Source organism: Planobacterium oryzisoli (assembly GCF_015354315.1).
Taxonomy (GTDB): Bacteria; Bacteroidota; Bacteroidia; order Flavobacteriales; family Weeksellaceae; genus Planobacterium_A; species Planobacterium_A oryzisoli.
Genome location: NZ_JADKYY010000008.1, coordinates 64,336 through 77,330 on the forward strand (window position 1 = coordinate 64,336; position 12,995 = coordinate 77,330).

Consider the following 12,995-nt stretch of genomic DNA (forward strand, 5'->3'; position numbering starts at 1 on the left):
ATAGTAGGATTTATAAAAAACCGATTACGCATCGGAGGGAAAAAAAAGCCTCATTAAATGAGGCTCAAGTTTTATTCATCGTGAAGGAAAGCCTTTTTCGCAAGTAAACTTTCTTCCGATTCTACATTGTCTTCATCCGGTACACAGCAGTCTACAGGACATACAGCAGCACACTGAGGCTCCTCATGGAAACCTTTGCATTCGGTACATTTATCGGTGACAATAAAGTACACATCGTCACTGACGGGCTCCTGGGGTGCATCTGCATCCACGGTGAGTCCCGACTTTAAAGTGACCATACCCTTAAGGGCTGTGCCCTCAGAGGCTTTCCAGTCTACGGCACCTTCATAAATTGCGTTGTTGGGGCATTCCGGCTCGCAGGCTCCGCAATTGATACATTCATCCGTTATTTTAATCGCCATTGCTGATTTTAATTTTTATAAATTTGCACAAAATTAGTAAAAATCTCGCAATTCCCCCTTATAATGCACACTGAAAAACAAATCACCGGACTGGTGAAATTAGGAGAATATATAGCTGCTTTTTTGGAGCATGAAACAAATGCGGGCAGTAGCGACTCCTTAGATTTTCAGCAACTCAAAGAGGCAGTTGCAAGGTCAAAAGCAGAAAATTCCTGGTTCACGGAGCAGAACCAATACCAGGCCCTACGCGCTCTTTCATCTGAATTTAAAAGGGAGCAGATTCACTTGTGGCTAGAGGCCTACGAATTTTCTGGTCAGGGCGTACAAGTAGGTCTTATTCTTGCGGGCAATATTCCTTTAGTGGGTTTTCACGACGTACTGTGTGTGCTTCTAAGTGGAAATAAAGCCCTTATCAAGCTTTCTTCAAAAGACAAGAGGCTTATTCCCGTGCTGCTTGAAAAATGGCAGGAATTTACCGGGGTAGATTTGGCCTATGAATTAGTGGAAAGACTGGAGGATTTTGATGCGGTAATTGCTACGGGAAGCAATAATACGGCGCGCTACCTAGAGCAGTACTTTAAAGCCTACCCCCACATAATACGTAAGAACCGCACCTCAGTGGCAGTACTCTCAGGCCGCGAGACTTCAGAGGAGCTGAAGGCACTTTCCAGTGATATTTTCTCCTACTTTGGACTAGGATGCAGGAATGTTTCGAAACTGTTTATCCCGCGCGATTTTCTCCTGGACCGTCTTTTTGAAAGCTTTGTGGGATTTGGGGAAATTATCAACCACCATTCCTACGTCAACAACTACGACTACCACAAGGCTATCTATCTAATGAACCAGGAGCAGTTCTGGGACAATAATTTTGTGATGCTAAAGGAGCAGGACGCGCTCTTTTCACCGCTGGGCGTAGTGTATTTTAGCCGTTACGAAAACCTAAGCGATCTTGAAGAAACGTTGGAGCGCTCAAGAGAGCAGATCCAGTGCGTGGTGAGTTCTATGGATCTGTCCCTACCAACCGTACGGCCTGGGCAGGCGCAATGCCCCTCGCTTTCAACCTATGCCGACAACGTCGATACGATGGAGTTTCTTGCGGGCCTTACGAAAGGTAACTAAAGGGTGCTTGACAAAGGGTTGAGCAGTGTTTTGAATACCAGTACCTGATCCCCGAACCTTTCTAGAATACGCTCAGTGATATTCTGTAGCTCACTTTCCAAGAATTCCATGCGCTTCTGTGGTGAGGCAAATACCAAAAGTACATTGGTGTTGCTTCCCTCACTGAGCATTTCGCTCTCCACTTGGGAGAGCATGTATTTCTCCACGTCCCACAAATTGTTAACCAGTTCTTCCAGCTCCTTCTGGGCATAGGAATTCCACTCCTGTTCGATGGCGGCAGTAGTGTGAAAAGTTAGGCTTAGTACGCTCATTTTGTGCTTGGTTTAAGGATTAATTTTACAAGTTTCCGCAGCAAAAATCGGGATTTTTTTCCTAAATTAGCACGTTATTATAAAGTGAAGAAAAACAAAAAATAACGGGTCTTGTAACGACCTGATACTCATTTATTAATCTAAATATGAATACAGAAGGAGAAAGGTTAATACCCATTAATATTGTCGATGAGATGAAATCCTCCTACATCGATTATTCGATGTCGGTTATTGTTTCAAGGGCTTTGCCCGATGTGCGCGACGGGCTAAAGCCGGTGCACCGAAGGGTTTTATACGGTATGTACGGTTTGAACGTGTTTTCCAACAGAAAGCACCTTAAATCCGCCAGAATCGTTGGGGACGTACTGGGTAAGTACCACCCCCACGGAGACAGCTCCGTATACGATGCAATGGTACGTATGGCCCAGCCTTGGTCCTTAAGATATACCCAGGTAGACGGACAAGGTAACTTCGGTTCCATGGACGGGGACCCACCAGCAGCAATGCGTTACACCGAGGCGCGTCTTAAGAAAATCTCCGATGAAATCCTTGCCGACTTAGACAAGGATACGGTCGATTTCCAGAACAACTTTGACGACTCGATGACCGAACCTACTGTGATGCCTACCAGGATTCCTAACCTACTGGTCAATGGTACCTCCGGTATTGCTGTAGGGATGGCTACCAATATGGCCCCGCATAACCTCTCTGAGGCAGTGGATGGCATTTGCGCGTACATAGATAACCGCGAGATCACTGTGGACGAGCTCATGAAACATGTAATTGCCCCGGATTTTCCTACCGGTGGTATCATTTACGGGTATGAGGGAGTGCGTGATGCCTTAACTACTGGAAGAGGCCGCATTGTTATCCGTGCGAAAGTAAATTTTGAAGAAATTGGAAACCGTAACGCCATCATTGTTACGGAGATTCCTTACCAGGTCAATAAAGCGGAGATGATTAGCCGGACCGCGGAGCTTGTCAAGGATGAGAAACTCACCGGTATCCACGAGATCCGTGACGAGTCGGACCGTCAAGGTATGCGTATTGTTTACGAACTAAAAAACGATGCAATTCCTAATGTGGTGCTGAATCTACTGTATAAGTATACTGCACTGCAGACTTCTTTCAGTGTTAATAATATTGCTCTGGTGGCGGGACGTCCCGAGCAGCTGAACTTAAAGGACATCATCGTGCATTTTGTGGCGCACCGTCACGAGGTGGTGGTACGAAGAACCGAATTCGAACTTAAGAAAGCAAAAGAGAGAGCCCATATCCTTGAGGGCTTTATGAAAGTAATTGGAACGCAGCAGTCCCTGGATAAAGCAATTGCCATCATCCGTCATTCCTCCACACCGCAGCACGCAAAAGAAGGCCTCATCGAGGAATTTGAGCTGTCCGAAATACAGGCCCAGGCCATTTTGGATCTGCGTCTTGCGCGTCTTACCGGAATGGAACTCGATAAGATTCGCGCAGAGTATGAAGAGATCATGGCCCTTATCAAGGATTTGGAGGATATTCTTTCCAATGAAGGACGTCGCTATGAGATCATTAAGAATGAAATGCTCGAAATTAAAGAAAAATACGGTGATGAGCGCCGCACGGAAATTGACTACGCCGGAGGCGATATGTCTATTGAGGACTTCATAGCCGACGAGGCCGTGGTGGTAACCATCTCCAATGCGGGATACATTAAAAGGACTTCTCTTTCCGAATATAAAGTGCAGTCGCGTGGTGGGGTAGGAAATAAGGCCGCTACTACCCGCGATGAAGATTTCCTTGAGTATATCGTCTCTGCAACCAACCACCAGTACATGCTGTTCTTTACGGAGAAAGGAAAATGCTACTGGTTGCGCGTCTTTGAAATACCGGAAGGTTCCCGCACTGCTAAAGGTAGGGCTATACAGAACCTTATCAATTTGGAACCGGACGATAGGGTAAAAGCCTATATTAAGACAAACGACCTGAAGAATTTGGAGTACGTACGTCAGATGTACGTGGTAATGATCACCCGCAACGGTACGGTAAAGAAAACCTTGCTTGAGGCGTATTCGCGCCCAAGAGTCAACGGTATCAACGCCATCGAGATTCGTGAGGACGACCAATTGCTTGGCGCATGGCTGACAAGTGGCAACTCGGAGATCATGATCGCAACCAAGTTCGGTAAGTGTATTCGTTTCCCTGAAGAGAAAGCCCGCGCCGTAGGCCGTGGCTCGATCGGGGTACGTGGAATTGCTTTGGATGAGAAGGACGAAGTGATCGGAATGATTGTGGTTAACGACAAAGAAAATGAAAGTGTGCTTGTGGTATCTGAAAAAGGATACGGTAAGCGCTCCGCTGTAGAAGACTACCGCATCACCAACCGTGGTGGTAAGGGAGTAATTACCCTCAACGTAACGGAAAAGACCGGTAATCTCATTGCCATACAGAATGTAGTGGACGGAGACGGCCTTATGATCATAAACAAGAGTGGAGTTGCTATCCGGATGAGCGTGGATGAACTGCGTGTCATGGGTCGTAATACCCAGGGAGTGAAACTCATCAACCTTAAGAGTACCGACGAAATCGCTGCGATTGCCAAAGTGGCAATGGATAAGGAAGTGGAAGACCTCGAGCAGGAACTTCTAGAGGATGAAGGTTTCAAGGCGGCTGTATCTAGTGATAAGGTAGAATTTTCCGCTACCGAGCAGACGGGAGACAACCAGGTGTCCAACGTGGGCGATGAGCAGGCTCTGCGCGCCATAGAGGAAGAGGAGAAAAATGCTAAGAAAAACCCTCCTGTAGAGGACGGGGAATCTGAGGAAATTTAACATTTCCCTTAAAAATCAATCCAACCAAATTAAAAAGGTATAACAACAATGAAAAAGATTATTTTAAGTTTAGCAGTGGTTTCCATGACCTTTGCCTACGCTCAAAAGAAGGAAGTATCGGCGGCATTCAAGGCCGCACAGTCCAACGATGTTGCCACGGCAACATCACAGCTTGCAGCAGCAGATGCAGCCCTAGGTGGCAAGACCTACCTACTCGAGCCGGAAGTGCAGGAACAGTACTATTTTACCAAAGGGGTTACACTTCTTAAAAGCGGTAAGACGGTAGAAGCAGCGCAGTATCTGGCCAAGGTAGCCGATATGGGTAAGCAGAAAGTATACGCAGGGAAGGACGGAAAAACCAAAGTATATTTCGTAGGTAAGGCGCAGGCGGATGCTTCCGGCATCTCCGGACTTAAAGAAGAATCCTACCAGCCAACACTTGTTCCTAAGATTGCCGAGATGGTGAATCCTATGGTACAGGCTGCCAATAAAGCAGCAGTGGATGCGTACGATGCAAAACAGTATACGGTAGCAGGACCTAAATTCCGCGAAGTATACAACCTTCTAAAAGCAGCAGGACAAGAGAACAAGCAGTATCTATATTTTTCCGGAATAACCTATGCGATGGCGGAAGACAAACCAAACGCCATTGCGGTTTACAAAGAACTCATCGATTCAGGATACAACGGCGTACAGACTCGTTACTATGCAACAGAGAAGAAATCCGGACAGGAGCAGGAATTCGATAAGTCCTCATGGGATCTATTAAAGAAAACCGAAGCTACAGGCGAGTATTCCGGTTTCCGTAACGAAACGACTCCTAATATCGAGCAGGAACTCTACGAAACGTACGCAGGACTACTACTTGATGCTGAGAAATACGACGAGCTGATCGCACATACCAAGGCGGCGAAAGTTAAATTCCCAAAAAGTGCCCGTCTTACCGAACTGGAAGGAGTAGCGTACTACCGCGCAGGTAAAACAGACGATTTCATGGCAAGCCTTAAGGAACTGGTAGCTAAGAATCCACAAGACAAGATTAGCTACTACAACCTAGGAGTAATTGCAAGCAAGGATCCTAGTAAGCTTCAGGAAGCGGAAGGATACTTTAAGAAGGCAGTGGAAATTGATCCAAACTACGCTCCGGCATACCAAAACCTTACCTATATGATTATGGACGTGGACAACGACCAAAAGCATATCGATAAATACAACGAACTACGTAAGGCACAGAAAAGCGCCGAAGCCAACAAAATCATGGAAGACCGTAGAGCCCGCTTCGCACGCGCTTTGCCTTTTGCGGAAAAATGGTATCAGGCAGATCCTAACAACCTTGATGCAGTTACCCTGTTAAAAGGTCTGTACCAATCTACTAGAAACGAAGCTAAATTCCAGGAATTTAAGGCCAAGGAAGCAGCAATGAAGAATAAAAAATAATCGGTACGCGATACCTAGTACTAAGGCCGCTCTTTTAGAAGATAGCGGCCTTTTTTTTTAGGATATGCGCTCCACAAGCAGCCTTTCGCACACGACTTTGCTTAGGATATGGGTGCGCGCAGCGTACTTAAGGGTAGTGGAACCATCAAAGGGTTCTACATGGAGTACTTCCACAAGTGCCCCAAGAGAAAGCGCTATAGTGTCCAAATGGTTCAAAAGCTCCACTGGAGCCTCAGAGAGTGCGGAAAAAATACCTTTCTCACCATTATTAAGCTCTGTTAACCGGATGTAATTAAAATGCGGCACACGACCTTCTTTATCGGGAATGGGGGAGCCATGAGGATCGGCCTTAGGAAAATTAAGCAGGTGATCTATCTTTTCAAAGAAGGCCTCGGAATTAATGTGTTCGATTTCTTCGGCAATTTCGTGTACCTCGTCCCAGGCAAAACCCATTTTTTCTACCAGAAACATCTCAGTAAGCCTGTGCTTGCGCACGACAAGGGCTGCTCTTTTCTTGCCTTCAGGAGTCACAACGATCGGTTTGTAGCTCTGGAAATGGACCCAGTCCTTTTCCATGAATTTCTTCATCATGGAATTCACGCTGGGCATCTTTACTCCCAGCATCCTGCTCAGTTCGTTGACTAGGACCGTGTCTTTATCTTTGGTAAGATGGTAGATAGCTTTCAGGTAGTTTTCTTCGGTAAGGGTCGTCATAGCCGTAAAGGTATGAAAAGTTAGCTATAGGTTTAAAAAGGCCTAACAATTACACCACTTCACTCAAAAAATGTACATTTGTACGCTTAAGACACAGCGTATGCAAGAGACCATTTTACGTTATTTTCCCGATCTTACTCCGAAACAAATCCACCAATTCGAGCAGCTTGAGGCGCTGTATCGGGAATGGAACGCAAAAATCAATGTAGTATCGAGAAAAGACCTGGACGCACTTTATGAAAGGCACGTTTTACATTCTTTAGGAATCGCTAAGGTCATGGAATTTGCCGCAGGTACTAAAGTCCTTGATGTAGGAACCGGAGGGGGGTTCCCGGGCATTCCCCTGGCCATACTTTTCCCAGAGAGCGAGTTTACCCTGGTGGATTCCATCGGAAAGAAAATCCTTGTAGTAAAAGAAGTCTCCAGCGCATTGGGTCTTGAGAACGTTACGGCGATACATGCGCGCTGCGAAGAGATAAAGGACCGCTTTCACTTTGTGGTTTCACGAGCAGTGACGCAAATGCCGGTATTTCTCAAATGGCTTAGAGGGAAGTTCTTGAAGGATCAGATCAATTCCCGCCACAATGGTGTGCTCTACCTAAAGGGGGGCGATTTGGGCGAGGAATTGCAAGGAATCCGTGCAGAGATTTTCCAGCTAAAAGAATTTTTTCCAATGGAATTTTTTGAAACCAAAAAAGTGGTGTATATTTCTAAAGGAAATTTTAATTCATAGTATCTATAACCCGTCTTATTACATTATTTATCCGTTCCAGAGCCTTGGCTGCAGTATTTTTCAGTGTGGCTCCATTGTTTTTTTCGCAAACCATCCCCTGGAAGGCAACGCAATCTATACAGTGGTCCCATTTTAGGGAGCGCGGGGATTTAAGGCAAGCGGCGCAAAGCGCAGTGGGAATGAAAGGCCGTTCAGGTAAACTGGCATCGGGCAGGTATTTTATTACGGTAGATGCATTTTTTGATCCTACCCGTTCGTATGTGCACCCCAAAGCAAAATCGAGCGCACTTCTCTCCCACGAACAGGGCCACTTTGATCTGGCCGAAGTCTATGCGCGTAAAATAAAGAAGGCAGCTTTGCAGAGACTACGCTCACTGGAGGATTTAAAAAAGGGTTTTAAGCCCCTTTTTGATGCCTACTATGCGCAGTATCTTAAAGAACAGGAAAAATACGATACCAAGACCCGTAAAGGAACCCATCCTTCCTTTCAAAAAGCCTACGAGCTGTGGATTGAGAAGGAACTTATGCAACTTCAACACTTTAAAAGCACAACCCCTTGAAATATTCATTTCTTTACCGCATCGCCGCTGAACTTATAAAAGACGCAAAAGACCTGAAAGACCATGTGGTGGTTTTCCCGGGAAAACGACCGCAGATTTTTTTCAAAAAGGCACTTGAGGATTTAGGCTACAGCGGATTTCTTCCTCGAATGAAAACCATCGAGGAGTTGACTGAGGAAATCTCAGGAGCCACCTGTATCCAGGGCCTAGCATTAACTCTGGAGGCCTACCGATTTCATACGCAGCTCTACCCAATGGAATTTTCGGAATTCCTCAAGTGGTTTCCCGCGCTTGCAAAAGACTGGGACGAGATACTCAAATTTGCTCCCGAGCCCTTAGCGGTGCTAGATTACATGCAGGAGGAGGAACGCATTTTACAGTGGGCAAAATCCCTAGGACAGGACGAGCTTGGAGAGGTATCGCAGCGTTTCCTGGATTTCTGGAAGAAAAACGGCGAGTATCTACCTCAACTTGACCGGCATCTGGAGCAGCAGGGACTGGCCTCTCCGGGTATGGTACACCTGATGGCACTTAAAAATGTGGGGCAGTACATAGCGGCATCCAAAGAGCGGTTCGTGTTCTGTGGTCTGAATGCACTGACCCGACTCGAAGAAAAACTCATCCGTGAACTGCTAGCCCTGGACAAGGCCCAATGCTACTTCCATTCCGACAGTTACTATATGGACAACTCCGTGCAGGAAGCCGGAGCATTCCTTCGCAGGCACCGACAATGGAAGGAATTCAATGATTTCCGGCAGTTTCAGTGGGTGGACCAGGATTTCATGCAGTCTAAATACATTGCCTTGTACGAAGTGCCTGGTAACGTTACACAGACCAAGCTTCTTAGTTCCATTCTGCAACAAATTAAGCCTGAGGAACTGGAAGACACTGCTGTGGTGTTACTGGATGAGAATCTATTGCCTTCGGTGATCTCTGAACTGTCTTTTGTAGAGCATCTGAATATAACTATGGGTTATCCTATAAAGAACATGGCCTTCTCTCAAGGTATACGTGCGCTCTTACATCTCCACAAGCAACTGGAAATCCGTTCGGGTAGTTACTACTATAAGGACCTGGTGAATATTCTCACTGCCATTCCAGCTGCTGTAACGGATAATGAGATTATCGCCACATTTCAGAAGGAGCTCGTGGAAAAGAACCGCGTCTACCTCTCTTATAAAATGCTCAAAGAACTGCTTGGCGATTTGAGTTATTTCTCAATCCTGGAGAAATGTTCTTCTCCCATGGAACTTTTGGAGAAACTTCTGGCATTCACCACCGATCTAAAAACATTTAAACTCTCCGATTTGCAGTACGAGAATATCTCGCATTTTGAAAAACAACTAAGGATCCTTTCCAACCAATTGGCGGATTTTGACTTTGTGCACTCGGTAGATGTGCTCGAGATACTAATCAACCAGCTGGTGCAGACCCAGACCATTGACTTTGTAGGGGAACCCTTAAAGGGACTGCAGGTGATGGGACTCTTGGAAACTAGACTTCTTACCTTTAAGAACGTAGTGCTTCTCTCTGTAAATGAAGGGAAACTTCCCGGATCCGGAGGCAATTCCTATATTCCCTTTAACGTACGCGCGAGCCACCAGATGCATACCTACCTGGAATCGGACAGCATCTATGCCTATCATTTCTACCGTCTGATCCAACAGGCAGAAAAAGTATATCTGCTCTACAATTCACTTACCTCCGGTATAAACAGTGGTGAGAAAAGTAGATTCATTACCCAGTTGCAAATGGAAAGTCCCCACAAAGTGCACCATTTCGTAGTGGATACATCCGCGACGGCAACGGAGACTTCCGAGATGTCTGTTTCAAAAACACCCGCTCTTTTAGAACGCCTAGAACGCTGGAAAAGCCGTGTGGCGGCATCGCATCTGAATTCGTACCTGTACAATCCGATGGATTTTTACCTAAAGAATATCCTTTATTCACAAAATGAAGAGATAGAGGAAGAGCTTTCGAGCAGAAATTATGGAAACCTTATTCACTTTTCACTGGAGTACCTCTACGAGCCCCTGGTAGAGAAATATCTTACTACTAAAGATCTAGAAGGCTTGTTAGGGCAAACCGAGGCGGCTTTGGCCCATGCCATGGAGCGGCTGAAACACGATCCGGCTTATTATGCTGTGGGAATGAATTATATCCATAAGCAGATGGCTCTCTCCGTGCTTGAGCGGATCATAAAGAAAGACACGCAGAGTGTGGAAGAAGGTAGCTCGCTGCGAATCCTTGCGGTAGAAAAACGCTTTTCTGGAGTTCCTCTTGAGATTCCGGGGCACGGCAGTGTAGAGCTTCGGGGCATCATTGACCGTATGGATGAATTTGATGGTCAGGTGCGTCTCATTGACTATAAATCTTCTCTAAACTCGCAAGAACTGTCCTTTGGTTTAAAGTCCTTTCAAGAGGGACTCTCCTATAAACACAGCAAAGGCCTTCAGCTTGCCTTCTACCTCTATGCTTTGGGACAGGATGCAGAATATAGCGGTAGAGCATTTTCTGCCGGAATATGGTCCTTTGCTAAGGTAGGGGAAGGGGTGCAGCCACTACAAATGAAGGACTATACGCTGGAGGATCTGCTGGAAGGAATAAAAGGAGTCATCGCAGAGATCCTTGACCCCGACGTACCGTTTACCAGAACGCAGAAAGTAATCTATTAGGGTGTAGGGGACTTTAGTCTTTTAGGCGCATGCTAAGCTGTACCCGACGCCTTTCTAGGTCCACTTCCAAGACTCTCACTTTGACATGTTGGTGCAGATGCACTGCCTCCGTGACGCTTGAGAGAAATCTGTCGGAGACCTGCGAAATATGCACCAGGCCGCTTTCCTTAATGCCGATGTCCACAAAACATCCAAATGCCGTGATATTGTTGACAATGCCATTTAAGACCATTCCTTCATTAAGGTCTTCAAGCTTGCGTATGCTGCTGTCAAATACAAGCACTTTTGCACTGGTCCGAGGATCCAGTCCCGGTTTCTTAAGTTCTGAGACGATATCTTTCAGTGAAAGTATTCCCAGCTTTTCGCTAGTGTATTTTTCAAGTTCCAGACTATCCAGCAGCGGGGCATTACCGATGAGCTGATCTAAATCCATCCGCAGGTCTTTTGCAATTCTTTCTACAACGGGATAGGATTCGGGGTGTACTGCGGAATTATCCAAGGGATGCTTGGACTGTGGAATCCGAAGAAATGCAGCGCACTGCTCAAACGCTTTGCTACCAAGGCGTGGTACGCTTAGTAATTGTTCCCTTGAACTAAAGCCTCCGTGCTCCTTGCGATATTCCACCAAGGCTGCAGCTAATTTTTCACCAATTCCCGAAACGTACTGCAAAAGCGAAGCACTGGCAGTATTTACATTGACCCCTACGCTATTGACGGCTCCAACCACCGTGTGGTGCAGCTGTTGTTGAAGTAAAGACTGGTCGACATCGTGCTGGTACTGCCCTACACCGATGGACTTGGGGTCTATTTTTACCAGTTCTGCGAGCGGATCGCTAAGTCTTCTGCCGATGGATACTGCCCCTCGGACCGTTACATCGTAGCTGGGAAATTCGGCGCGTGCCAATGCACTAGCGGAATAGACCGAGGCACCAGCCTCCGAGACCACAAAAACTTCCGGAGGGCGTTCAAATGCTATTTTTTGTAGAAGCGCTTCGGTCTCTCTGCTCGCCGTGCCGTTACCAATCGCTATGGCTTCTATTTTGTAAGCACCTACCAGTGAGCGAATTTTCTTTATGGCCTGGGTAGTTTCCTTTTGCGGAGGATGGGGATAGATTGTCTCATTGTGGAGCAGCTCGCCCTTCTCATCGAGACACACCAGCTTGCACCCACTCCGATACCCTGGATCTAGTGCCAGTATTCGTTTCTCTCCCAACGGAGCGCTGAGAAGTAATTGCTTCAAATTTTGCGCAAATATGTCGATGGCCGCCTGATCCGCTTTTCTCTTATAGTAGCCCAGCACCTCCGTACTTAGTGAAGGATAGAGTAGGCGGGTGATACTGTCTTTGAGCGCCAGTTGCATTTCCCCCAAGTGCGTATGGTGGGGTTTTACCACCAAAGGCTCGAGAGTTTTAAAGATCTCCTCCGGGTCCACTTCTACCTTCATTCGTACAAAGCCTTCCTGGCTGGCCCTTAAAAGGGCAAGAAGTCGGTGGGAGGGCATTTTGAAAAGCGGTTCATGCCAGTCAAAGTATTGCCGGTATTTTTGGGCCTCGGGGTCCTGCGCTTTCGCTTTGACCAGTACGGATTTCACTGCAGCGCGACGTTCAAAAAGCCTTCGCAAAGTCTTGCGCACCTTAATATCCTCACTTATCCACTCTGCCAGGATATCGCGGGCTAGCTCCAGCGCCCTACTTGAGGTTGGGAGTTCAGGGCAAAGAAAGCGCTCTAGAAAGGAAGGAGATAGCGTTTTACCTTCTTTAAGGGCACGGGCTAGGGGTTCAAGGCCCAGATCCCGCGCGCTCTGTGCCCGAGTATTTCTTTTTCGTTTGTATGGGAGATAAAGATCTTCCAGCTCTTGTAAATCGTAGCTTGCCACTATTTTTTCCTCGAGTGGCTGTGAAAGCTGCTTCTGATTCTCTATGGCGGACAGAATTGCTTTTTTTCGCTTTTCTATTTCATCGAATTGGATTTTAAGATTCTGTATCTTTTGTATTTCCACCTCATTAAGGTTACCGGTCTGGTCTTTTCGGTAGCGGGCAATAAAGGGAATCGTGGCCTCAGCGGACAGAAGCTGAATGGTGGAATCGATACTTCTTCGTGGTAAATCCAGATGCGATTGTATATAATCAAGTGCGGTCATAAGTGAGGGCAAATGTACTGAACTCCGGAGAAAAAACCGTACGTTCTAGCGAGAAGGACTCGCTGCGGCTAGAA

At 46.6% G+C, this 12,995-nt stretch carries 10 protein-coding genes; 6 read left to right on the forward strand and 4 right to left on the reverse strand.

Going from position 1 to position 12,995, the window contains the following annotated elements:
- Positions 1-71: 71 nt before the first annotated feature.
- A complete protein-coding gene (locus IC612_RS07470) occupies positions 72-422 on the reverse strand; it encodes a 4Fe-4S binding protein (protein WP_194739561.1) in 351 nt (116 codons plus the stop codon).
- A 63-nt stretch (positions 423-485) separates the two neighbouring features.
- Here IC612_RS07470 and IC612_RS07475 point away from each other — a divergent pair, with 63 nt between their 5' ends.
- Positions 486-1,541, forward strand: a complete 1,056-nt coding sequence (locus IC612_RS07475) for an acyl-CoA reductase (protein WP_194739562.1) — start codon at positions 486-488, stop codon at positions 1,539-1,541.
- Here IC612_RS07475 and IC612_RS07480 read toward each other — a convergent pair.
- Complete coding sequence (locus tag IC612_RS07480; RefSeq protein ID WP_194739563.1) at positions 1,538-1,852, reverse strand: DUF4286 family protein; 315 nt, start codon at positions 1,850-1,852, stop codon at positions 1,538-1,540. The two genes, IC612_RS07475 and IC612_RS07480, sit on opposite strands and share 4 nt — an antisense overlap.
- A gap of 146 nt (positions 1,853-1,998) precedes the next feature.
- Between IC612_RS07480 and gyrA the strand changes: the two genes are divergently transcribed.
- Complete coding sequence (gene gyrA, locus IC612_RS07485; protein WP_194739564.1) at positions 1,999-4,662, forward strand: DNA gyrase subunit A; 2,664 nt, start codon at positions 1,999-2,001, stop codon at positions 4,660-4,662.
- Positions 4,663-4,710: 48 nt separating this feature from the next.
- A complete protein-coding gene (locus IC612_RS07490) occupies positions 4,711-6,099 on the forward strand; it encodes a tetratricopeptide repeat protein (protein ID WP_194739565.1) in 1,389 nt (462 codons plus the stop codon).
- A 57-nt stretch (positions 6,100-6,156) separates the two neighbouring features.
- On the opposite strand, the gene IC612_RS07495 is transcribed toward IC612_RS07490, so the two are convergent.
- Positions 6,157-6,813, reverse strand: a complete 657-nt coding sequence (locus IC612_RS07495; RefSeq protein ID WP_194739566.1) for a metal-dependent transcriptional regulator — start codon at positions 6,811-6,813, stop codon at positions 6,157-6,159.
- A 100-nt stretch (positions 6,814-6,913) separates the two neighbouring features.
- Here IC612_RS07495 and rsmG point away from each other — a divergent pair, with 100 nt between their 5' ends.
- The 3 genes from rsmG to IC612_RS07510 are packed head-to-tail and all read left to right on the forward strand — an operon-like array spanning position 6,914 to position 10,781.
- Positions 6,914-7,546 carry a 16S rRNA (guanine(527)-N(7))-methyltransferase RsmG gene (rsmG, locus tag IC612_RS07500; protein ID WP_194739567.1) on the forward strand — a complete coding sequence of 211 codons (633 nt, stop codon included), beginning with the start codon at positions 6,914-6,916 and terminating at the stop codon, positions 7,544-7,546.
- 44 nt (positions 7,547-7,590) lie between these two features.
- Positions 7,591-8,106: a DUF922 domain-containing protein gene (locus tag IC612_RS07505; protein WP_194739568.1), complete on the forward strand. Its 516-nt coding sequence runs from the start codon at positions 7,591-7,593 to the stop codon at positions 8,104-8,106.
- Positions 8,103-10,781: a PD-(D/E)XK nuclease family protein gene (locus IC612_RS07510; RefSeq protein ID WP_194739569.1), complete on the forward strand. Its 2,679-nt coding sequence runs from the start codon at positions 8,103-8,105 to the stop codon at positions 10,779-10,781. The genes IC612_RS07505 and IC612_RS07510 overlap by 4 nt, the downstream gene beginning before the upstream one ends.
- 13 nt (positions 10,782-10,794) lie before the next feature.
- On the opposite strand, the gene IC612_RS07515 is transcribed toward IC612_RS07510, so the two are convergent.
- On the reverse strand, positions 10,795-12,921 hold the full coding sequence (locus IC612_RS07515) for a Tex family protein (RefSeq protein ID WP_194739570.1): 2,127 nt from the start codon (positions 12,919-12,921) through the stop codon (positions 10,795-10,797).
- Positions 12,922-12,995: the final 74 nt, after the last annotated feature.

What these genes read in the sequence shown, in the direction of transcription:
- IC612_RS07470 (WP_194739561.1), bottom strand. Translation starts at nt 422, where the DNA reads ATGGCGATTAAAATAACGGATGAATGTATCAATTGCGGAGCCTGCGAG.
- IC612_RS07475 (WP_194739562.1), top strand. Translation starts at nt 486, where the DNA reads ATGCACACTGAAAAACAAATCACCGGACTGGTGAAATTAGGAGAATAT.
- IC612_RS07480 (WP_194739563.1), bottom strand. Translation starts at nt 1,852, where the DNA reads ATGAGCGTACTAAGCCTAACTTTTCACACTACTGCCGCCATCGAACAG.
- gyrA (WP_194739564.1), top strand. Translation starts at nt 1,999, where the DNA reads ATGAATACAGAAGGAGAAAGGTTAATACCCATTAATATTGTCGATGAG.
- IC612_RS07490 (WP_194739565.1), top strand. Translation starts at nt 4,711, where the DNA reads ATGAAAAAGATTATTTTAAGTTTAGCAGTGGTTTCCATGACCTTTGCC.
- IC612_RS07495 (WP_194739566.1), bottom strand. Translation starts at nt 6,813, where the DNA reads ATGACGACCCTTACCGAAGAAAACTACCTGAAAGCTATCTACCATCTT.
- rsmG (WP_194739567.1), top strand. Translation starts at nt 6,914, where the DNA reads ATGCAAGAGACCATTTTACGTTATTTTCCCGATCTTACTCCGAAACAA.
- IC612_RS07515 (WP_194739570.1), bottom strand. Translation starts at nt 12,921, where the DNA reads ATGACCGCACTTGATTATATACAATCGCATCTGGATTTACCACGAAGA.